The following is a 19,827-nucleotide window of genomic DNA, read 5'->3' on the forward strand; positions in this document are numbered from 1 at the left end:
TGACGGCGTCCCTTGAAGGCGCCGCATTCGATTACAAACCAGGAGACTTCCATGTTCCGTACCCGACTGCTGGCGCGCGTTGCGCTGGCCGCCTGTCTGGCGCCGGCCTTGCCGGCGGCGCACGCGCAATCCTTCCCCACCAAACCCATCACGGTGGTGGTGCCGCATTCGGCCGGAGGCACCTCCGACATCCTGGCGCGCACGGTCGCGGCTGAAGCCGCCAAGACCTTGGGCCAGACCATCGTCATCGACAACAAGGGCGGCGCCAACGGCACGATCGCGGCCAAGCAGGTGGCGTCGTCCGCGCCCGACGGCTACATGCTGCTGCTGGCAACCGCCAGCACGCATGGCATCAATCCGTCGCTGTACTCGCGCATCTCCTACGACGCGGTGAAGGACTTCACGCCTGTGACGCTGCTGGCGACCGTGCCGAACGTGCTGGTCATCGGCCCCAACGTGAAAGCGGCCAACGTGCAGGAACTGATCGCCTTCATCCGGTCGCGCGGCGACAAGACGAACATGGGGTCCGCGGGCGCCGGCACGCCGGGCCATTTGGCCGGCGAGATGTTCAAGAGCGCGGCCAAGCTGCAGTTCACGCACGTTCCCTACAAGGGCGGCAGCCCGGCCATCACCGACCTGATCGGCGGCCAGATCGACTTCATGTTCACCACCATCCCCGGCGTGTTGCCGCACGTGAAGGCGGGCACCTTGCGCGCGTTGGCCGTGACCTCGCCCCAGCGTTCGCCGGCCATGCCCGATGTGCCGACGATGGCGGAATCCGGCTTGCCCGGCTTCCAGGCGGTGTCGTGGCACGGCATCGTCGCGCCGGCCGGCACCCCGGACGCCGTGGTGGCCACGCTGAATGCGGCGTTGAGCAGCGCGCTGGCCGCGCCCGCCGTCAAGCAGCGCCTGATGGAAGAGGGCGCGCAGGCCTCCAGCGTGAACACCGCCGCGTTCGGCCAGTTCATCCAGTCGGAAATCGCCACATGGGCGCAGGCCGTCAAGGACTCGGGCGCGACGGCGAACTGAGGCCAGGGGCGTAAGGGCGTGGCCCATGGCGGGCCGCGCGCCGCCGCATGCTAGGATCCCCGGCATGCTGACGACCTTGCTGTTCTCGCTGCTGGCGGCTGTTCCGGGCAACGCCGCCGCCTTCGACCTAGATTGCTATTACGCCCGCAAAGGCACCGGGGGAATGCTCGAATCCGCCCAGCAATGCGCGCGCATGAACGACGACGCGCTGGTGATCCGGCCAGAAATCTTGCAGTCGATGGATTTCAACGGCGACGGCCTGTCGCCGTTGTTCACCCGCCGTTCCTGGCATTGGGTACGGCCCGACGGCAAGTCGGTACCAGTGCTGACCTACGACAACTCCGCCGACGATTTCGAAGCCGGCCTGACGCGCGGCCCCTGGTCCGGCGGCATGGCCTATTACGACACGGCGCTAGACCGCGTGCTGGCCACGCCTTACGAGTGGGTCGACCGCTTCAGCGGCGGGCTGGCCATCGTGTGCGAAGGCTGCCGCAAGGCGTTCACGCAGGACGGCGAACACAGCTTCATGTCGGGCGGCGAGTGGGGTGCGATCGACCGCCAGGGCCGGCTTGCGTTGCCGCTGCGACCCGATGCGGCCTCCTTGATGCGCGAGGTCGAGGCGGCGCGCGCCGCCGCGCGGTAGCCGCCGCGTTACGTCACCGCGCCTGATAGGCGTCGCATAGCGCCAGGTACTCGTCGCCGTCGATGTCCAGCGCCATCGCGGAAATCAGCACGCGTTTCCTGTTCGGCAGCGAGGTCTTCAACTGGATCTGCTTGGCAGTCGGGATGCCCACGTAGTGCTGGTTCACGTAGGTGTTTTCGTTGATGGCGCTCCACGGGATGATGGTGCCGTCCGTCAGTTTCAGGCCGTCGCGGGTGAACGTGATCACGGGCGTCGCGGGGCTGAACGCGCGCTTCAGGCACTTGACGACCAGCCAGATGGCGATGGCGGTGATGGCGCCGAAGAACGCCATTGCGCCCGTGTTGCCGCGCGCGTTCAAGGTCAGCGCGCCGAAGGCCAGTGTGGCGGCCGTCCACACGACGGCGCCGGCGATCAGGCGATTGCGTGAAAAGTACACCGGACGATCCGCAAGCGTGTCGGATTGGCGGGCGGCAGAACTGTAGATTTCCATGTCGGGGCTACGTGAAAAAAAGATGATGGGATGCCAGGCCGGCGGGCGCCGGAAGGCGTTGCCTTACGCGCCGGGCAGGTATTGGCGCAGACAGGCCAGCATGACCGGTTCGTTGACGATCTTGGAGCGGTCGATCTTGTAGGTCTTGCCGCGCGCGACGATGATGAGGGTCTCGTCGGTCTCCATGCCTTCGCTGTCGGACTGCGTGCGGATAGAGTCGATGGCGGCCCATGGAATCAATTGGCCCTTGTATGCCAGCCCCGAGGCGTTCATGGAAAGCGGGCCGAAGTCGACGGTGTCCTGGGCCTGCAGCCGGCGCATCGTGGCGGCCTCCAGGTCGCCGCCAATCGATTCTTCAAGCTGGTCGGCAAGCCCATAAGCGTCATGCCAGATCGCCAGGCGGATGCGCACGCGTTCGCCGTTGTGCAGGGTCAGCACCAGATGGTCGCGGTTGTGCTGGTGGCGGATCGCGGTCACATCGGCATAGGCCACCTGGCGGGGGCCGATGTGCAGCGCGTGGCTGTCCAGCGTGAGTTCGTCCGGTGCGCGCCACCAGGCAGGCAGGTCTGACCCGCGCCAGAGCAGATAGCCGACGGCCGGCAAGGTCAGGAAGAACACCAGCCACATCGCGCGGTAGCGCAGCATTTCGATCAACAGGCTGCGCGGCAAGAGCCAGATGTCCAGCGTGGCCAGCAGTTGGGCGCTGAACAGGTAAAGCAGGGCGAATGCGGCGGCATAGCAGCCCAACGCATAACGCGGAAAAACGCGGGGATATGAGGCGGTCATAGGCAAGGGGCCGCGACGCGGCACCACAGGAAATGAAAGGCCTCGAACTCTAATGGATGGCTGTCGCGGTCCCGGTTTCGATCTGTATCAAGAATCGGGATTTCATGTCCTGAAGGTGTTAATCACCCGTTTTTCATGCGCTGCCCAGCAGCTTGCCCAATGTCGCCATCCCTTGTTCCAGGTCCACGCTCCAGGGATGGCCGTGGTTCAGCCGCAGGAAATTCCCGAATGCGCCGGATGGCGAAAACAACGGCCCCGGCGCGATGCTGATGCCATGGTCCAGCGCGGCGCGGTGTACTTTCAGCGTGTCGATGTGCGCCGGCAGTTCCACCCATACGAAGTAGCCGCCGGACGGACGCGTGGCGCGCGTGCCTTTTGGAAAGTAGCGGGCCACGGCTTGCAGCAGTTCGCCTTGCTGCAAGGCCAGTGCCTGGCGGAACTGGCGCAGGTGGCGGTCGAAGCCGCCTTTTTCCAGATAGGCCGCGATGGCGGCTTGCGTGGGGGCGGCGGTGGCCAGGCTGGTGGTCAGCTTGTTGCGCATGATCTTGCGCGTATAGCGCCCGGCCGCCACCCAGCCCACGCGATAGCCCGGCGCCAGCGTCTTCGAGAACGACGAGCAATGCATCACGATGCCTTCCTTGTCGAACGCCTTGGCCGGGCGCGGCCGCGTTTCGCCGAAGTAGAGTTCGCCGTAGACGTCGTCTTCGATCAGCGCCACGCCGTGTTTGGTCAGCAGCTTGACCAGCGCTTCCTTCTTGGCGTCGGGCATCAGGCTTCCCAGCGGATTCTGGAAGGTCGTCATCAGCCAGCAGGCGCGTGGGCGGTGCTGCAGGATGGCCTGCTCCAGCGCCTGCAGGTCGATGCCTTCGCGCGGGTGCGTCGCGACTTCGATGGCATGCAGCTGATTGCGTTCCAGCGATTGCAGCGCGGCGTAGAACGTGGGGGATTCGACGATCACCGCGTCGCCGGGGTTCGTGACCGCGGCCAGGCTCAGGTTCAGCGCGTCCAGCGCGCCGTTGGTGATGATGATGTCGTCGACGGGCACGGACAGGCCGTCGGCCAGATAGCGCAATGCGATGGCGCGGCGCAGCGCCGCGTCGCCGGGGCTGAGGTCGTCGATGGAGCCCCAGGGATCCAGCCGCTGCACGGTAGACGCCATGAACTTGGCCAAGCGCCCGTAGGGCAGCAGGGACGGGCTGGGAAAGGCCGATCCGAAGGGGACCATGTCGCGGCGCAAGGTGGCGTTCAGCACTTGCAGCACGTTGTCGCTGACGTCCACGGGATGGCGGCCCGCGCTGGCGGCGGACAACCCGTCGGGTTCGGGCAGGGCCGCGTGCGGGTCGCGCAGCACGTAGTAGCCGGAACGGTCGCGCGCGCGGATCAGGCCGCGTGCTTCCAGCAGGTAATAGGCCTTGAACACCGTCGACGGACTGACCCCGCGGCTGGCGCTGGTCTGCCGCACCGACGGCAGGCGGTCGCCCACTTGCAGCAGGCCCGACCGGATCGAGGCGGTGATGTCTTCTGTCAGCCGTTCATAACGCTTCATGGCAGGTCCTTCTCTTTCTATTGCCGACGGTTCTTAGGGATCAAGAGGACATGCCGACAGCGCGCATGACCAGGCGCAGCGCGTAGGCGGTGATCCCCAGCGCGGCGACGCTGGCTGCCCAGATCATCGCCAGCCACAGCAGGCGGCTGCGCCACGACGGCAGCGCGGGGGCGGGGCGGTTCATCGCATTCATCAGTGGAACTCCTCGCCGGTGCGGACCTTGCCGCGGAAGACGTAGTATGACCAGGCGGTGTACATCAGGATAATCGGAATGATCAGCAAGGCTCCCACCAATGCGAAGCCCTGGCTTTGCGGTGGCGCAGACGCGGTCCAGATCGATACGTCAGGCGGGATGATGGCGGGCCAGATGCTGATGCCCAGGCCGCTGTAGGCCAGGAACACCAGGCACAGCGACAGCAGGAACGGGCCGGCCGACGGCAGGCCGCGCACGCGGCGGATCAGGTCGAAGCCGGCCGCCGCCACCAGCAGGGGTACCGGGAAGAACCAGAACATGTTGGGCAGGCTGAACCAGCGCTGCGCGATATGCGGCTGCGCCAGCGGCGTCCAGATGCTCAGCACCGCGATGACGGCCAGCAGCGCCAGCGTCAACGGCCGGGCGATGTCGCACATGTGGCGGTGCAGCCGGCCTTCGGTCTTCATGATCAGCCAGGTGCAGCCCAGCAGCGCGTAGCCCGCCAGCAGCGCCAGGCCCGTGAACATCGAGAACGGGCTGATCCAATCCCATGCGCCGCCGTGATAGGCGCGGTCGACCACCGGGATGCCTTCGATGTAGGCGCCCAGCGTCACGCCCTGGAAGAAGGTGGCGCACACGGAGCCGAATACGAAGGCCCGGTCCCACAGCGGGCGGTGGTGCTCGTCCGCCTTGAAGCGGAATTCGAACGCCACGCCGCGGAAGATCAGGCCCAGCAGCATGAAGACCAGCGGCAGGTGCAGCGCGCTGAGGATGACGGAATAGGCCAGCGGAAACGCCGCCATCAGGCCCGCGCCGCCCAGCACCAGCCAGGTCTCGTTGCCGTCCCATACCGGCGCCACGGTGTTGACCATGACATCGCGCTCATCGCGGTCGCGGATCAGCGGAAAGAGGATGCCGATGCCCAGGTCGAACCCGTCCATCACCACATACATCATCACGCCGAACAGGATGATGACGGCCCATATCAGTGCAAGATCGATGCCCATGGCCTCAAGCTCCGGAATGCGTGCGTTGCGCGGGCTCGGCGCCCGCCTGGGTGGATGCGGCGGACAGCGGCCGCGACGGCTGGCGCGGTTCGCCCGGGCCGCCGGACAGCGGCGCGTGGCCTGGCGCAGGGCTGGGGCCCATGCGGATCAGCCGCAGCATGTACGACACGCCGGCGCCGAACACCAGCACGTACACGACCACGAACAAGGCCAGCGTCAGCGTCAGCTCGCCCAGCCCATGGGGCGTGGCCGCGTCCGCGGTGCGCATCACGCCGTAGACGATCCAGGGCTGGCGGCCGATCTCGGTGACATACCAGCCGGCCAGCATCGCCACGATGCCCGACGGCCCCATCCACAGCGCAAAGCGCTGCAGCGCGCGCGATTCGTACAGGCGGCCGCGCCAGCGGGTCCACAGCGCCCAGCCGGCCAGCAGGATCATCAGCATGCCCAGTCCGGCCATGACGCGGAACGACCAGAACACGACGGTCGCGTTGGGGCGATCTTCGGGCGGATACGACTTCAATCCGGGGAACTGGCCGTCCCAGCTGTGCGTGAGGATCAGGCTGCCCAGGCGCGGCACGTTCAATGCAAAGCGCGTTTCCTCGCGTTCCATGTCGGGAATGCCGAAGAGCGTCAGCGGCACGCCGGCGCCCGGCTCGTTCTCCCAGTGGCCTTCGATGGCGGCGATCTTCGCGGGCTGATGCTTCAACGTGTTCAAGCCATGGATGTCGCCCACGACCGCTTGCAGCGGCGCCACCAGCAGCAGCATGCCCATCGCCATCGCGAACATCTTCTTCACGGCCGGGCTGCGGTCGCCGCGCAGCAGGTGCCAGGCGCCGGACGCGCCCACCATCAGCGCGGTGGCCAGGAAAGCGGCGATGCCCATGTGCGCCAGGCGGTAGGGGAACGACGGGTTGAAGATCACGGCCAGCCAATCGGTGGGCACCACGCGGCCGTCCAGGATCTCGTAGCCGGCAGGCGTCTGCATCCAGCTGTTGGACGCCAGGATCCAGGTGGCCGACACCAGCGTGCCCAGCGCCACCATGATGGTCGAGAAGAAGTGCAGGCCCGGGCCCACGCGCGACCAGCCGAACAGCATCACGCCCAGGAACCCGGCTTCCAGGAAGAAGGCGGTCAGCACTTCATACGCCAGCAGCGGCCCCGTCACGCTGCCGGCGAAATCGGAGAAGAAGCTCCAGTTGGTGCCGAACTGATAGGCCATCACCAGGCCGGACACCACGCCCATGCCGAAGTTGACGGCGAAGATCTTGGTCCAGAAATGGTAAAGGTCGCGATAGACGGTTTTCCGGGTCTTGAGCCACAGGCCTTCCAGCACGGCCAGATAGCTGGCCAGCCCGATGGTGATCGCGGGGAAAACGATGTGAAAAGAGATGGTGAAGCCGAACTGTATTCGGGCAAGCAATAGCGCGTCGCTATCCATAGCGGTCTTCCTGACTTCGTTGCCGGCGCGGGCAACCGTCACAAGACGGCATGCGCGGGCGGGTGTTGAACCTACAACACGAAGTTAGGACAGCAGCTCTGATTAGTACAGATTCAGAAAACGAAGAAAATAGCGGATCAGTTGGGGGCCGAGGACGCAAAAAATCCGTATTTTCGTAGGGGAATTACTATCAGCTCAGAATTGATATTTTGACGGTAGTTACAAAAAAGGCAGTACAGAGGGGCAGGGTGCGTCCCCTGATCCGCTAGCCGGGGGAAGGCAGGCCTTCCCCCTGATACCACGACGGCTTGCTGTGCCACGCGGGGGGGCCACGGTATCGCCGAATGTGCTGCCCAGCGGCGCTTTCTGCGTGATGCCCATCACCAGGTCTTCGTCGGCCGGCAGGTCCTGGCATGCCTGGGGCAGGTGCGCGTCGCCATCGTATTTCGCTATCGGGCCACGCGCCTGATTGCGTCCGGACGCGCGCCCCGCCGAGGCCGCCCGCTGGGCTACGATGGGGGCCCGTCGGATCAACCCGCATCGACGTTTGGCAGCAGGCCGCCGGCCTTTGCCCCTGAGAACCCCGATAGCCATGAGCATCACCCGAAAAAAGGGCGCGCCCCGTCACGCCCAGGCCCTGCCGCACCGGATCCGCGACCAGCTGCGTTTCGACATTCTGACGGGGGCCCTGCCCGCGGGCACGCCCCTCAAGCAAGACGCGCTGGCTGCGCGCTTCCAGGCCAGCCGCATCCCTGTGCGCGAGGCGCTGCGTCAATTGGAGACGGAAGGTCTGGTGGCCTATCCCTTGAACCGCGGCGCGGTGGTCATCGGCATGGAGATCGATCAGATCTGCGAACTGCTGGACATCCGGATCGCGCTGGAAGGCTTTGCGGTGCGCGCCGCCGTGCCGAACATGGCGCGGGCGGATCTGGAAGCGTTGGAAGCCATTCTGCTTGCCTACGACGACGCGGATTCCGTGCCGGGCCGGGTGGACGCCATACGCCGTTTCCATCTGGCCCTGTGCGCGCCCGCGAACAACACGCGCTTGCGCCGGCTGATCGAGGAACACGGCCTGAACACCAGCCGCTACACGCACGAAGTGATGTCACAGGCCGCTGGCGCGGACGGCTCGCAGGCGGACCATCGCCGCATCCTGGAGGCCTGCCGCAATCAGGACGCCGAGTTGGCAGCAAGCCTCGTCGAAGCGCACATCCGGGAAACCCGGAAGAACCTCGTGTCCATGCACCGCATGCGGCAAGACGGCTGAGGGCGAGGGCCGGCGCGCATTGATGGTCAGGGCGCCGGCCGCGCGGCCAGCGGGGCGGATGGCAGCCGCTGCGCGCGCTGGCTCAGCCATACGCTGGCCACCACGATCGCCATGCCGGCCATTTGCGCGGCGCTCAGGCTTTGGCCCAGCACGCCCCAGCCCAACAGCACGGCCGATATCGGGCTGAGGAACCCCAGCGACGACACCACCGCGGGTTCCAGCCTTGCCACGCCACGGAACCACAGCACATAGGTCAAGGCGGCGCCGATCAAGCCCAGGTAGGCCAGTCCCGTCACATTCAGGGCCGTCAGCGGCGGCAAGGCGGGTTCGGCCAGCAACGCCGCGGGCAGCAGCAGAATGCCGCCGGCGGTCAACTGCCACGACGTGAAGGTCAATGCCGACACGGGGGGCTGCCAGCGCCGGCTAAGCACCGTGCCTAACGCCATGGATGCCGCGCTGACCAGGCCGGCGGCGATGCCCACCGGGTCCAGCGCGGCCTTGGGCGTCAGCACCAGCAGCGCCACGCCGGCCAGGCCGCTGATCGCCGCCACGACGGACAGGCTGCGGACCGGCGAGCCCAGCAGCGCGCGGGCCAGCAGGATCACCACCAGGGGCTGAAGCGCGCCCAAGGTGGCCGCCACGCCGCCAGGCAGGCGGTACGCGGCAACGAACAACAGCGCCCAGAACACCGAGAAATTCAGCGCGCCCAGGATGAAGGCGCGCAACCACCAGATGCCGTGCGGCAACTGGCGCACCGCCAACAGCAGCAGGATGCCGGCGGGCAGCGCACGCAGCATGGCGACGGTCAGCGGATAGTCCGCAGGCAGCATCAAGGTGGTGACGACGTAGGTGCTGCCCCAGATGGCGGGCGCCAGCGCGGTCAGCAGAAGATCGGAACTGCGGCTCATGATGGTCGCTCCCGGTGGGCTCAGGCCAGTTCAAGGACGTCGGCGACCGGGCGGCGTGGCTTCTGCGGCCAATTGTCCGGCGTGGCGTAACCCATGGCGACCAGCATGACCGGCACCTCGTCCGGTTGCAAGCCGAAGGCGCTGGTGACGCCCGCCGGGTCGAAGCCCGTCATGGGACTGGCCGACAGCCCTTGCGCCTGGCCGGCCAGCATCAAGGTGGATGCGCCGAACGTGGCGCTGCGTACCGCTTCGTCGCGCTGCGTCTGCGGCGCGCCGGTGTAAAGCTGGCTGGCGGCGGCTTCCCAGGACGGGATCATGCCGGCGGGCATGAAGCCCGCCGCCACCGACGGTTGCAGGCGATCGGCCGTCCAGGCGGCTTGCGGCAGCACGCCCACGACGATGAAAGTCACCGCCGCGTCGGTGACCTTGGGCTGGTTCCATGCCAATTCACGCAGACGGCGCTTGCCGGCGTCGCTGCGCACGGCGATGAAGCGCCAGTTCTGCAAGTTGAAGGCGGTGGGCGCCCGGGTGGCCCACGAGATCAGGGTGTGGATCGTTTCGTCTTCCAGCGTGCGGGCCGGGTCGAAGAAGTTGGCGGAATTACGGGCGGCGATGGCGTCGGTCAGCGGGTGGCTCATGGGGATATCGTCCAGTGGGTGAGGGGGGCACCGGCGGCGTTTGCGTGTTGCCGGATCCATGTCCACAGACTAATTGAACCCTCCTGATACGATAATATCCATTCCATTCGCAATATCATTCACTATGGGTGAATAATCAATGGATCATCTGACGGCGCTGAAGGTGTTCAGGCAAGTCGTGGAGCAGGGCGGGTTCGCGTCGGCATCCCGCCAACTGGGCTTGTCGCCCGCCGCCGTCAGCAAGAACATCGCCGAACTCGAACGGCATGTGGCGGCCCGCCTGCTGAACCGCACGACCCGCCGCATGAGCCTGACCGAGGCCGGCACGCGCTATTACGAGCAGGTCGCGCGCATTCTGGACGACCTGCAGGAAGCCGAGCAGTCACTCGGCCCCATGCAGAGCGAGCCCTCGGGCACGTTGCGCGTCAGTGCGCCCATGTCGCTGAGCCTGCTTCGCATCTGTCCCGCCATTCCGGCGTTCCTGGAACGCTATCCGCAGGTGTCGCTGGACCTGAATCTGGAAGACCGGCGCGTCGATATCGTGAAAGAAGGGTTCGACCTGGCCATCCGCGGCACCGACCGCCTGGAAGATTCCAGCCTGGTGGCCCGCAAGCTGATGACGCTGGACCATGTCCTGTGCGCGGCGCCGTCCTACTTCCAGCGCGTGGGCATGCCGGCCTCGCCCGACGCCGTGCGCGCCATGGAGCGCGTGCAGTTCACGTTGTCCGGCCACGCGGACGAATGGGTGTTCACTCGGGCCGGGCAGACCCAGCGCGTGCCGGTCAGGGGGCGCTACAAGGTCAGTTCCAGCCTGGCGGTGCGCGATGCGCTACGGGCGGGGTTCGGCGTCAGCCTGGTGCCGCGCGTGTACGTGCAGCACGATCTGGACAGCGGCGCGCTGCAAGCGGCGCTGCCCGACTGGCAACCTGTCGAGACCTATGTCTACGCGGTCTATCCGTCACGCCGCCACATGGTGGCGAAGGTGCGGGCGTTCGTTGATTTCCTGCTTGAGGAACTGGGCGCGCAGCCGTCGTGACCGCCACGCGCCGTCCAGACGTCAATCCATGTGCTGGCCGCCGTTCATGGCCACATTGCTGCCGGTCATGAAACCTGCCGAATCGCTGCAGATGAAGGCGACCAGGGCCGCGACTTCCTCGGGCCGGCCCAACCGCCCGACCGGGATCTGCGGCAAGATCTTTTCCTTCAGGACATCCTCGGGTACCACCTGCACCATCCGCGTGTCCAGATAGCCGGGCGATACGGTATTGACCGTGACTCCCTTGCCGGCGAGCTCCAGCGCCAGCGATTTGGTGAATCCGTGTATGCCGGCCTTCGACGCCGCGTAGTTGGTTTGCCCGAACGCTCCCTTGCTGCCGTTCACGGAAGAGATGTTCACGATGCGGCCCCAACCGCGGTCGGCCATGCCGCCGCACAGCGGCTGGGTCATGTTGAACATCGAATCCAGATTGCTGCGCATGACTTCCGACCAGTTCTCGAAGCTCATCTTGCGCAGGCGCGCGTCGCGGGTGATGCCGGCATTGTTGATCAGGATGTCGATCTGCTGGCCGTCGCGTTCCAGTCGCCCCATCAATGCCTGGCACGAGGCATAGTCGGCCACGTCCACCTGGTAGAGGGTGAAGCGGCGCCCGTTGGCCGCTTCTTCGTCGGCCCACGCCCGCGTCGCCATTTCGCTGGCGTGGTAGGTGACGATGACGTCATGGCCGGCGTCGCACAGTGCTTGGGCGATGGCCCGCCCCAAGCCGCCGCCGCCGGTGACCAGCGCCGTGCGCTTAGCCGTCATGGCGCCCACCCGGCTGGCTCGCGTCGCGCAAGGCCGAGCACGCCGCCGCCATCTGGTTCGACATCGTGGTCCACATCTGCGTCATGGGCGACGCGCCAGCGGTCATGCCGGCGCCGGTGGCGCTTTTGAACCAGCCGCTCATGGCTTCGCCCAGGCCGGCGGCCAGCGCCGCCTGTTCTTCCAGCGCGGCGTGGGTGATGGCCTGGCTGGCTTCCAATTGGCATTGCCATTGCTTGCGGGTGATCTCGCCCAGGGCCGGGGCGATCTCCTGCCAATCGCCGCCATGGTTCAGCGGACTGAGGGTCGCCAGGTATCGGGCCGCGTTGTCGTCGGCCAGGCGGCGGCCAAGCTCCATCCAGCGTTGTTGGCTTTCTTGCGCAAGCTGAGCCAGCCGTTGGCAGTAGGCGGCGTTGGCGCCGGCGATGCCTTGGGGCGTGGGGGCAGTAGTCTTCTTCATCATCCGTCCTTTTACAAGAGTGGTAAGGGGTAACGAATCAGCCCTCAAGCCGTCTGGCTCAAGGTCTTGCGAATAGGCGCCGCCGTGAAGTTGTCCGGGGAGGGCGTAGCGAACTGCGAACGTCAACGATAGCCCACCCAAGGGCGATACGGCCAGTTCCGGCCCCTTCATTGTGAACGCCCCGATCCAAGTGGTCCTTGACCCGTGTCAAGCCGGCCGGGAAGCCGTGACCTGCCCACGTTGGCGGACCTGAGGCAGAATGGCAGCCCGCGCACCTCGGCCACCGCCCGTCGCGCCCGCCTTAGCTCCTTGACGCTTCGCCGCGCTTGGTGTCCTATCCATTCAGGGAGTCACCGCACCGTGACGGAATTTCCAGCGAGGCACATTTGTCGACATCAGGAATGACAGTTCGCGTGCCATCTTGGCGCTATCTGCCGGTGGCATTCGCCCTGGTCGTTCCCGTCCTGCTGTGCGTGGGCTGGACCTGGCTGCATGCCAAGAGCGAACAGCGCCATGCTGCCGAAGACGCGGCCAAAATCGTTCGCGTCCAGGTCGAGAACATCCTGTCGCAAGCCTGGTCCCTGCTGGACCGCGTGGCGGACCTGACGCCCCAGCCTTGCGCCGACGTGCTGCCCTCGCTGCAACGCTGGAGCGCGCTGAACCCCTACTTCCGCGCATTGGTGCTGGCCAACAGCGACCACATCTATTGTTCGTCGGTGATCGGCACCGTGGACTTCGCCATCGGGGATTTCCGCAAGTGGCCGATCGACGGCACGCCAGATCAATGGCTGTTCTCGGTGGCGGGCACGCCGTTGGCGCCAGATCGTCCGGCGATCCTGCTGGGCAAGCCGGGCGCACCGGGGTATAGCGGCGCGGTCGCTGTGGACGGCCGCTATGTGCTGGACTTGCTGAATGCCGTCGCGACGCTGGGGGATTACAGGCTTGAACTGAAGGTGGGGAAAGGGACGCCTATCCGCAGCGATTCCTGGCAGGGTTCGGCCGGCCCCGCGGATCTCATATACGAGGAAGTCACGCGCAACAACGGCCGCGTGGCGCTGTCCATCAATGTCATGGCGCCGTGGGAAAGCGTGGTCAGCGCCTGGCAGCAACTGATGATGAGCTATCTGCCCGCGGCCATCGCGATCGGGGCGGGGCTGGCGTTCGCCGCGTATCGCCTGCAAGTGAACCGCCTGTCGTTCAAAGAGCAATTGCGGCGCGCCATGAAGGCCGACGAATTCCAGGTGTGCTACCAGCCGGTGTATGGCCAGAAGACGGGGCAATGCGAAGGCGTCGAAGCATTGATGCGGTGGAACCGGCCCGGCGTGGGGTTCGTGCGGCCGGACATCTTCATTGCGGCGGCCGAAGCCGAAGAGATGATCATTCCGCTGACGCAGCATGTGCTGCGGCTGATTGAACGCGACCTGCAAACCTGGCAAACGCCGCCGGATTTCCATATCGCCGTGAACATCGCGCCTGAACACTTGTCCAGCACCGGGCTTGTGCCGGAAATCCAGGCCTTCCGGGCGAACATCGCCTCGCGCCAGCCCCTGATCGTCCTCGAGATCACCGAGCGCAGCCTGATCTCGGACAACGGGCAGGCGCGCCGCAACATCGATGCATTGCGCGCGGAAGGCGTGCGCGTGGCTATCGACGACTTCGGCACCGGCCATTGCTCACTGTCGTATCTGCAGATGTTTCCGGTGGATTATCTGAAGATCGACAAGGGCTTCGTGCATGCCATCCAGCCCTCGGGCGAAGAGGCGCCGGTACTGGACGTGATCATCACGCTGGCGCATCGGCTGAACCTGGCGGTCGTGGCGGAGGGTGTCGAAACACAGGCGCAGTTCGACTACCTGACGTCGCGCGGCGTGGCGTTCATCCAGGGCTACCTGTTCGCCCGTCCCATGCCTTCGGTGGAATTCGTGCCTTGGTACGCGGGCCACTCGCCGCCCGGCGCCCAACGCGCCTGAGCCGGGTCAGGCCGGCTTGGCCGGCGTCGCGGCCTTGGCGAAGAACAGGTCCGTGATGGCCTGGCTGTCCATGGGTTCGCCGTTAATGGCGCGCGTGAGCAATTCGGCGCCCAGCAACTGCACCGAGAACACCATGTCCGGCTGCACGCGCCGGATCTTCTCCAGGTGCTTGCTGGTGTTGACCAGCGCGACCGTCTTGGCGCCGCTGTCGCCGGTGGCTTCTTTGGCCGCCAGCACGATGAACGCGTTCTCGGCGTCGTCGGCGCGTAGCGCCAGCACATAGCGCGCCCGCGTCACGCCGGCGGCACGCAAGACGTCCACGCTTGAGGGATCGCCTTCGATCAGATCGGTGGCGGCAGGATATTCCTGCGGCGAGCCGGCGGGCACGATGACCGTGACTTCTTCGCCGCGGCGGCGCAGGCCGTCGTAGACGCTCAGCGCCAGCGGAGTCTCGCCTGCAATGATGATGTGATTTTTACGCATGGCGGTGGAGAACCTGCCTTTGACCAGCCGCTTCAGATTTCCGCCGATCACCGGGCCGGCGATCGCGCTGATGGAAGTGGCGAAGACGGTGATGCCAAGAATGATAATCGACGCGGTGAACAGCCTGGCCGTGATGGTGTGCGGCGTGATGTCGCCGTAGCCCACCGTCGACATGGACACGATCGAGAAATAGAACGCGGTGCCCGCGTCCAGGATGGGCGGATTGAATTCACTGCCCAGGTACAGCGTGCCGAATACCGCGTAGATCAGCAGCGACAGCACGCTGACCAGCGCGAACAGCGAACCCGCGGTGACGCTGGCGCGGTCGAAGCGCCGCCAATAGGCGATCAGCGCGATCACCAGCACCAGCGTGTAGATGCCCAAGCCCGCGCGTCCGCCCTGGCCCAGGATGCCGAAGGTGCCGATGCCGATCAGCAGCACCAGCGAGAACGCCCACGCGATGCGGGCCTTCAAGATCAGGCCCAGCGCAATCACCTGCAAGCCCACGCCCAGCACCAGGCGAGGAATCTCCAGCAGGCCGACGACGCGCATCACCTCATGCCAGTTGTCCAGCGCCAGCCAGAACGAATATTCGCGGGCGCGCACTTCGCGCAGCACGGGATGCATGAAGGCGTATCCGTCCAGCGCCACCAGGATGGCCAGGCACCAGTTGGGCGGAAAGAACGCCAGCACTTTTCTCAAACGCTGCCGCAGGGATGGGGGAGTGATGGGCATGGGGGGCGTGTCCTTTTCCGCCATTTTAGGGGGGCGGGCACAGCGCTCTGCTATATCTAATAGGTATAGAAGGCTATCAACAAAGAATTACTGGATTCAGGCCCGAAGTCCTAAACTTCTTCCATCACGCGGCTATCCAGGAGGAAAACCGCTGATACGGGCGATAAGCCCGCCAGTAGTCAGGGCGGACGTAGACCCCAGGCGTTGATCACGTTGCAGCTTTTGCGGGGACTAGAGACCCCGCTCAAGTTCACGGTCGGACCGTGCGTGAATAGTATGAGGCACGAATGTTGGAATCGCGTGATCCAGGTAGAAGGCATCAGTGCCGGCTGATGACTCCGGGTTCACGTGTTGTTTTAGCGCGGCGTCTTACCTCTCGGGGGCAGCGCCGCGTTTTTTTCGCCTGTCGCATTGCGTCGCGGGGCAGGCCGCCCGGCCTTTTCAGCCCAGACTTCGCAGCCCGGCCCGCCTCACGCCTCACGTTGCGGCGCTTGCGTCCGCCGTCTCCCGGCGCCAGTCTTCCAGCCCGTCCACGCGGCTGTTATCCCCAGCATCCCGATAGTCCAGGTCCAGCGCGATGTCCGCGGCGAACATGTAGCCCCAGCCGTGCACGGCGCGGATCGGCAGCGTCATCTGGTTGGCGGCGGCCTTGCGACGCAGGCGGCTGATCATCACGTCCACGAAGCGGCGGCGCGTGATGCCGCTGTCGGCATCTTCCGCGCCATCGGCGTAGAACGCGTCGCGGCTGACCTTGCGGTCGGGCGCGGTCACCAGGCGCGACAGGAAGTCGCGTTCACCTGTCGTCAGGCCCAATATGCGGCCGCTGGGATTGATCAGGGTCCACCCCTTGTTCGCCAGCCGCCAGGTTTCCTGGACAGGCTCTTCCGTATGCGCGTCCGGCGCGGCGTCGATGCCGTCCAGCCCCACTGCGCGCCGCACCAGCGCTTGCAGCACGGCGGCAAGCTCCAGCCCGCTGACGTCGGGCGGCAGGCAGGCGTCAGCGCCGCACAGCAGGGTGCGGATGCGGCTTTCGGTATCCGTGAATGTGGCGATCGCCACGATGCCCAGGCCCCGGTCCACCGCGCGCAGCCGTACCGCGGCGTTATGGATGTCGGGCAGCGGCGCCTCCAGCACCACCAGCGGGCTGGGCCGGCGGGAGTAGCGGTCATAGACGTCCACCAGGTCGTAGCAGCGGCGGACGCTGAAGCCCAGATGGGACAGGGCGTCCACTAGCCTGGCGTGCCTGGCGTCGTCCTGTCCGAGGAAAATGACATCCAGCGTATTGTTCATTGATGCTTCCAATGAGGTGGCGCGGCATGGGCGCGGCGCTTGACGGGGAAGCGCGTCGGCGTCGGCAGTCCTGGCATACCTCCCCTCTAAGGTGCACGCCATGACGGGACCGTCTGGCGGTGTTGTAGGAATGTGGGCGAGAGGTCTGGACCCATGCCCAGGTTCCGTGTGCTGGCGGCCTGCCAAGGCCGGATCCGGGATTCTGTCCGGCGCGTGGCCAACGCGTTGTCGCCGCTGGCCGCCGATGACCCGATCCTGCATGGAAGTCACGCCCGTGTTTCATTTAAACACGGGCGTGTTTTTTTGTGAAGATACGTTTCTGTAGTTTCTGATGGTAACTTTGCGTCCAGGGAAAACCAGCTGGAAACGATTGAAACGCTGTTCATTTCGGTCTTTCCGGCAATTGATTATTAAGTATTACCGATACATTATTTTCTATTTTTGACGCGGGAATGCCCATAAACTTGTGCGGCTTTTCGGCGCGGGCATCGCCCGCGCGTGGGCAGGCGGCCGACACGGGGTTCCTTGGGGGCGCCATCGTAAGTCAATGGCAGGCATGGGTTTTTTCTAGAATTTTCCGCAGGCGCTTTGCCGGAGCGGGCCCGGGGGCAAGGCGGGCAAGCAGGCGAATGTTGCGATTTATGGATTAACCCTGAAATTGGGGTGCAATCCGTTTATTTGGCGCCAGTATTGAGATGTTTTAATCAAATAAATAAATTCATATTAATGTCTCAGGTTGATCGATTGGACACGTTTAGCCATCGTCTGCGCAATGCAAGAATGCTTCAGGGATGGACTCAAAAGGACTTGGCAGTCGCAAGCAACCTGTCGCAAAGCGCCATCGGCAACTACGAAAGCGGGCAACGCCTGCAACCCTCCAGCGATGCCCTCATCAAGTTGACCCGCGCATTGCGGGTCAGCCCGATGTGGCTCAGCACCGGAGAGGGGGCGATGCTGAATTCGGGCTATGCCGATGTACCCGCGAATGCCGGCGATATCGCCCAGCCGCCTGTCTGGCCGTTCGAATCGGTGTCGTACGCGACCTATTCGCGGTTGAGCTCGCAGGAAAAGCGGCAGATCGAACTGGTGCTGGCCGCTTATATCAAGGCGCGCGGCGAATAGAACCCAACGCCTGGCCCGGTTGCGCGGGCCGCCGTGTGTCCGGCGCCTGCGTCGGGCCGCGTCCTGGCGGTTCGCTGCGCAAACGGCTGCGCAGTCGTTCCATCGGGTCGGCGATCAATCCATTCAGCAGCGCCGAGAATCCGATACAGCCCGTGACCACCAGCCCCGCGAAGAGCATGGGCTGATGTGTTTCGACTTCGTTCAGCAGCCAGCTGAAGAACATGATCACCAGCGAATGGCAGATATAGATGGGGTAGCTCAATTCCCCGATCGCCTTGTCCAGCCGGTGACGCGACTGGAACAGGAACGCCAGCGGCAGCAGGGAGGCGAACAGCAGCACCGCCAGCGCGTCGCGCACATTGTGGTTCAGGCCGATCGAGAAATGCAGCAGGCAATAGATGAACAGCACGGCGGTGCCCAGTTCCGGCAGCCGGTGGATGCGCCGGGTCCAGGCCTTGCATCGCGGCAGCAGCACCTGATGGGACAGCGACCCGACGAGGAACAGCGCCAGTTCCGTCGGGAAGAAGCGGTAGGTCCACGGGTCCGTCATGCCGATGCCGGCGGCGACGAGCACCGCGCGCAACGCCAGCGACGCCGCGAGCAGGGCGATCAGCCTCCGCGGGGAATGCAGCACGAAGGGCGCGACCAGGTAAAAGCTCATCTCCACGCCCAGCGTCCACGCCTGCGGCACCAGCAGCCCCTGGTACAAGGGCACCTCGCTGTGGGCGAAGCTGCCCGTGAAAGCCAGGGCGCCGTGTTCGATGCCGAAGAACATCAGCCAGTCCTGACCCAGGATGACCAGATTCGCCAGCACCAGGAATAGTTCCGCGGAAAAAGGCAGGGCGTCGTAGAAGCGGAAGAACGCGCCGCCGCTCAACACGTGGGCCATCAGCGTCAGGGCGGCCACCGCCAGGTAGATGGGGAACAGCCGCAGAAAGCGGTTGGCGTAGAACTTGCCGGTAGCTCCCTGGTAGTTGTCCGTCGCGGTCAGCACATAGGAAATCAGGAAGCCTGAAATCACATAGAACAGTTGCACCGCCAGCCGGCCGCCGACCAGGTGGTCGGCATAGCCGCCGCCCAGGTGGTCCAGCACCACTGACAGCGCCAGTAAGGTTCTCAAAAAGCCCATCGCCGTGTCTCCCGGTCGTCTTATTGTTGGCCCCTCGGGCCGGACACCTGCGTTTGCGGTACGTATGCGACCGGTGGCGTTTCCCCGTGCTGCCCGGGGCGGGCCGGAAAGATGGTCTGCATTGATTCTGCGCGTCGGCCGGAGGCGCCGCCATGCGGCATTCGATGCAGCCCCTGCACCATCGGTGTTAGCGCCATCCCTGCGTTTGCTGCTTTTGGATACGGCTGTAGGGGGGAGAAAAGGACGATCCGGCCCCGTGCCGGTTACAGTCGGGGGTGTGAATTTCTTAGGAGTCCCATCCATGCTTACCCATTTGTCTTCGCGCGGCCGGGCGCTATGCCTGAGCCTTCTGACCGTGGCATTGGCGGGTTGCGCGGGGTCCACCGGGGGCGCGCGCCCGGAAGGCGCCGCGGCGGCCAATGCCGCCAGCAGCTCGGATTCGCTGGCCCAGACAAGCTGGGAGCTGGTGCGCTGGACGCAAGCCGGCGGCGCGTTGCGCGACATTCCGCATGGCGACAACGGTGAACCCGTGCGACTGACGTTCCTGGCCCAAGGCAAGCAGTACCAGGTGAACGGGTTTTCGGGCTGCAACCGCTACATGGGTTCGTACAAGCTGGAAAGCGGCAAGCTCTTCATCAATGCGCCTGCCTCGACGCGCATGGCTTGCCCGGCGCCCGAGCGCGCCAAGCTGGAAGCGGACTATCTGCGTGGCCTGACGGCCATCGATACGTTCACGCTGGACAACGGCGGCGCCCCGCGTCACCTGACGTTCAATCTGCGCGGCGGTGATGTCCTGGAGTTCGAGCGCCGCCAGGATCCCCCCACGCCGTAATGCCCGGCGCCGCGAATATCCATTTCAGGACGTTATCGGGCTGAAAACAGGGTCGGGGCG

At 65.4% G+C, this 19,827-nt stretch carries 20 protein-coding genes and 1 pseudogene; 7 read left to right on the top strand and 14 right to left on the bottom strand.

All coding sequences use genetic code 11. The features are described from left to right. The first annotated feature begins 51 nt into the window (after positions 1 to 51). Both A9973_RS15350 and A9973_RS15355 read left to right on the top strand, forming a co-directional pair. Positions 52 to 1,029: a tripartite tricarboxylate transporter substrate binding protein gene (locus A9973_RS15350; RefSeq protein ID WP_183014599.1), complete on the top strand. Its 978-nt coding sequence runs from the start codon at positions 52 to 54 to the stop codon at positions 1,027 to 1,029. 64 nt (positions 1,030 to 1,093) lie between these two features. Then, complete coding sequence (locus A9973_RS15355) at positions 1,094 to 1,672, top strand: hypothetical protein (protein WP_183014600.1); 579 nt, start codon at positions 1,094 to 1,096, stop codon at positions 1,670 to 1,672. A gap of 13 nt (positions 1,673 to 1,685) precedes the next feature. Here A9973_RS15355 and A9973_RS15360 read toward each other — a convergent pair whose 3' ends face one another. The 7 genes and pseudogenes from A9973_RS15360 to A9973_RS31160 all read right to left on the bottom strand — a co-directional run. Further along, entirely contained in the window at positions 1,686 to 2,162 is a 477-nt protein-coding gene (locus A9973_RS15360) for a hypothetical protein (protein WP_183014601.1), read from the bottom strand. 63 nt (positions 2,163 to 2,225) lie between these two features. Next, positions 2,226 to 2,948, bottom strand: a complete 723-nt coding sequence (locus tag A9973_RS15365; RefSeq protein ID WP_183014602.1) for a hypothetical protein — start codon at positions 2,946 to 2,948, stop codon at positions 2,226 to 2,228. Between the two features lie 133 nt (positions 2,949 to 3,081). Next, the gene (locus tag A9973_RS15370; protein ID WP_183014603.1) at positions 3,082 to 4,494 is read right to left on the bottom strand and encodes a PLP-dependent aminotransferase family protein; all 1,413 of its coding nucleotides are present in this window, start codon (positions 4,492 to 4,494) and stop codon (positions 3,082 to 3,084) included. A 40-nt stretch (positions 4,495 to 4,534) separates the two neighbouring features. After that, complete coding sequence (locus A9973_RS15375) at positions 4,535 to 4,678, bottom strand: DUF2474 domain-containing protein (RefSeq protein ID WP_183014641.1); 144 nt, start codon at positions 4,676 to 4,678, stop codon at positions 4,535 to 4,537. An 8-nt stretch (positions 4,679 to 4,686) separates the two neighbouring features. Next, positions 4,687 to 5,694 (bottom strand): cytochrome d ubiquinol oxidase subunit II, encoded by a 1,008-nt coding sequence (gene cydB, locus A9973_RS15380; RefSeq protein ID WP_183014604.1) that lies wholly within the window; start codon positions 5,692 to 5,694, stop codon positions 4,687 to 4,689. A gap of 4 nt (positions 5,695 to 5,698) precedes the next feature. Next, a complete protein-coding gene (locus A9973_RS15385) occupies positions 5,699 to 7,135 on the bottom strand; it encodes a cytochrome ubiquinol oxidase subunit I (RefSeq protein ID WP_183014605.1) in 1,437 nt (478 codons plus the stop codon). A gap of 292 nt (positions 7,136 to 7,427) precedes the next feature. Beyond that, positions 7,428 to 7,549 (bottom strand): annotated as a pseudogene (locus tag A9973_RS31160) (alpha/beta hydrolase); the annotation flags it as partial. A gap of 178 nt (positions 7,550 to 7,727) precedes the next feature. On the opposite strand from A9973_RS31160, the gene A9973_RS15390 reads away from it, so the two are divergent. Beyond that, on the top strand, positions 7,728 to 8,402 hold the full coding sequence (locus A9973_RS15390) for a GntR family transcriptional regulator (protein WP_183014606.1): 675 nt from the start codon (positions 7,728 to 7,730) through the stop codon (positions 8,400 to 8,402). Between the two features lie 26 nt (positions 8,403 to 8,428). On the opposite strand, the gene A9973_RS15395 is transcribed toward A9973_RS15390, so the two are convergent. Together A9973_RS15395 and A9973_RS15400 are read right to left on the bottom strand one after the other, a co-directional pair. Beyond that, positions 8,429 to 9,313, bottom strand: a complete 885-nt coding sequence (locus A9973_RS15395; RefSeq protein ID WP_370539493.1) for an EamA family transporter — start codon at positions 9,311 to 9,313, stop codon at positions 8,429 to 8,431. Between the two features lie 17 nt (positions 9,314 to 9,330). After that, positions 9,331 to 9,948, bottom strand: a complete 618-nt coding sequence (locus A9973_RS15400; RefSeq protein ID WP_183014608.1) for a nitroreductase family protein — start codon at positions 9,946 to 9,948, stop codon at positions 9,331 to 9,333. Positions 9,949 to 10,087: 139 nt separating this feature from the next. Here A9973_RS15400 and A9973_RS15405 point away from each other — a divergent pair, with 139 nt between their 5' ends. Then, positions 10,088 to 10,984 carry a LysR family transcriptional regulator gene (locus A9973_RS15405; protein WP_183014609.1) on the top strand — a complete coding sequence of 299 codons (897 nt, stop codon included), beginning with the start codon at positions 10,088 to 10,090 and terminating at the stop codon, positions 10,982 to 10,984. A 21-nt stretch (positions 10,985 to 11,005) separates the two neighbouring features. Here A9973_RS15405 and phbB read toward each other — a convergent pair whose 3' ends face one another. Further along, positions 11,006 to 11,749 (bottom strand): acetoacetyl-CoA reductase, encoded by a 744-nt coding sequence (gene phbB / locus A9973_RS15410; protein ID WP_183014610.1) that lies wholly within the window; start codon positions 11,747 to 11,749, stop codon positions 11,006 to 11,008. Beyond that, complete coding sequence (locus A9973_RS15415; RefSeq protein ID WP_183014611.1) at positions 11,739 to 12,209, bottom strand: hypothetical protein; 471 nt, start codon at positions 12,207 to 12,209, stop codon at positions 11,739 to 11,741. Before A9973_RS15415 ends, phbB begins: the two co-directional genes overlap by 11 nt. Positions 12,210 to 12,619: 410 nt before the next feature. Here A9973_RS15415 and A9973_RS15420 point away from each other — a divergent pair, with 410 nt between their 5' ends. Beyond that, positions 12,620 to 14,176 (top strand): EAL domain-containing protein, encoded by a 1,557-nt coding sequence (locus A9973_RS15420; RefSeq protein WP_370539490.1) that lies wholly within the window; start codon positions 12,620 to 12,622, stop codon positions 14,174 to 14,176. Positions 14,177 to 14,182: 6 nt separating this feature from the next. Here A9973_RS15420 and kch read toward each other — a convergent pair whose 3' ends face one another. After that, complete coding sequence (gene kch / locus A9973_RS15425) at positions 14,183 to 15,394, bottom strand: voltage-gated potassium channel protein (RefSeq protein WP_183014613.1); 1,212 nt, start codon at positions 15,392 to 15,394, stop codon at positions 14,183 to 14,185. A gap of 477 nt (positions 15,395 to 15,871) precedes the next feature. Continuing rightward, positions 15,872 to 16,684, bottom strand: coding sequence for a response regulator transcription factor (locus tag A9973_RS15430; RefSeq protein ID WP_183014614.1), 813 nt, complete (start codon positions 16,682 to 16,684; stop codon positions 15,872 to 15,874). 726 nt (positions 16,685 to 17,410) lie between these two features. Here A9973_RS15430 and A9973_RS15435 point away from each other — a divergent pair. Further along, the gene (locus A9973_RS15435; RefSeq protein ID WP_183014615.1) at positions 17,411 to 17,806 is read left to right on the top strand and encodes a helix-turn-helix domain-containing protein; all 396 of its coding nucleotides are present in this window, start codon (positions 17,411 to 17,413) and stop codon (positions 17,804 to 17,806) included. On the opposite strand, the gene A9973_RS15440 is transcribed toward A9973_RS15435, so the two are convergent. Then, complete coding sequence (locus tag A9973_RS15440) at positions 17,787 to 18,935, bottom strand: acyltransferase (protein ID WP_183014616.1); 1,149 nt, start codon at positions 18,933 to 18,935, stop codon at positions 17,787 to 17,789. The two genes, A9973_RS15435 and A9973_RS15440, sit on opposite strands and share 20 nt — an antisense overlap. 301 nt (positions 18,936 to 19,236) lie before the next feature. Between A9973_RS15440 and A9973_RS15445 the strand changes: the two genes are divergently transcribed. Beyond that, positions 19,237 to 19,767: an META domain-containing protein gene (locus A9973_RS15445; RefSeq protein ID WP_183014617.1), complete on the top strand. Its 531-nt coding sequence runs from the start codon at positions 19,237 to 19,239 to the stop codon at positions 19,765 to 19,767. The last annotated feature ends 60 nt before the right edge of the window (positions 19,768 to 19,827 follow it).

Source organism: Achromobacter sp. UMC46 (assembly GCF_014170335.1).
In the GTDB taxonomy this organism is placed as follows: domain Bacteria; phylum Pseudomonadota; class Gammaproteobacteria; order Burkholderiales; family Burkholderiaceae_B; genus Achromobacter.

Coding starts and splice junctions, on each gene's coding strand:
- A9973_RS15350 (WP_183014599.1), top strand. CDS start 52: ATGTTCCGTACCCGACTGCTGGCGCGCGTTGCGCTGGCCGCCTGTCTG.
- A9973_RS15355 (WP_183014600.1), top strand. CDS start 1,094: ATGCTGACGACCTTGCTGTTCTCGCTGCTGGCGGCTGTTCCGGGCAAC.
- A9973_RS15360 (WP_183014601.1), bottom strand. CDS start 2,162: ATGGAAATCTACAGTTCTGCCGCCCGCCAATCCGACACGCTTGCGGAT.
- A9973_RS15365 (WP_183014602.1), bottom strand. CDS start 2,948: ATGACCGCCTCATATCCCCGCGTTTTTCCGCGTTATGCGTTGGGCTGC.
- A9973_RS15370 (WP_183014603.1), bottom strand. CDS start 4,494: ATGAAGCGTTATGAACGGCTGACAGAAGACATCACCGCCTCGATCCGG.
- A9973_RS15375 (WP_183014641.1), bottom strand. CDS start 4,678: ATGAACCGCCCCGCCCCCGCGCTGCCGTCGTGGCGCAGCCGCCTGCTG.
- cydB (WP_183014604.1), bottom strand. CDS start 5,694: ATGGGCATCGATCTTGCACTGATATGGGCCGTCATCATCCTGTTCGGC.
- A9973_RS15385 (WP_183014605.1), bottom strand. CDS start 7,135: ATGGATAGCGACGCGCTATTGCTTGCCCGAATACAGTTCGGCTTCACC.
- A9973_RS15390 (WP_183014606.1), top strand. CDS start 7,728: ATGAGCATCACCCGAAAAAAGGGCGCGCCCCGTCACGCCCAGGCCCTG.
- A9973_RS15400 (WP_183014608.1), bottom strand. CDS start 9,948: ATGAGCCACCCGCTGACCGACGCCATCGCCGCCCGTAATTCCGCCAAC.
- A9973_RS15405 (WP_183014609.1), top strand. CDS start 10,088: ATGGATCATCTGACGGCGCTGAAGGTGTTCAGGCAAGTCGTGGAGCAG.
- phbB (WP_183014610.1), bottom strand. CDS start 11,749: ATGACGGCTAAGCGCACGGCGCTGGTCACCGGCGGCGGCGGCTTGGGG.
- A9973_RS15415 (WP_183014611.1), bottom strand. CDS start 12,209: ATGATGAAGAAGACTACTGCCCCCACGCCCCAAGGCATCGCCGGCGCC.
- kch (WP_183014613.1), bottom strand. CDS start 15,394: ATGCCCATCACTCCCCCATCCCTGCGGCAGCGTTTGAGAAAAGTGCTG.
- A9973_RS15430 (WP_183014614.1), bottom strand. CDS start 16,684: ATGAACAATACGCTGGATGTCATTTTCCTCGGACAGGACGACGCCAGG.
- A9973_RS15435 (WP_183014615.1), top strand. CDS start 17,411: ATGTCTCAGGTTGATCGATTGGACACGTTTAGCCATCGTCTGCGCAAT.
- A9973_RS15440 (WP_183014616.1), bottom strand. CDS start 18,935: ATGGGCTTTTTGAGAACCTTACTGGCGCTGTCAGTGGTGCTGGACCAC.
- A9973_RS15445 (WP_183014617.1), top strand. CDS start 19,237: ATGCTTACCCATTTGTCTTCGCGCGGCCGGGCGCTATGCCTGAGCCTT.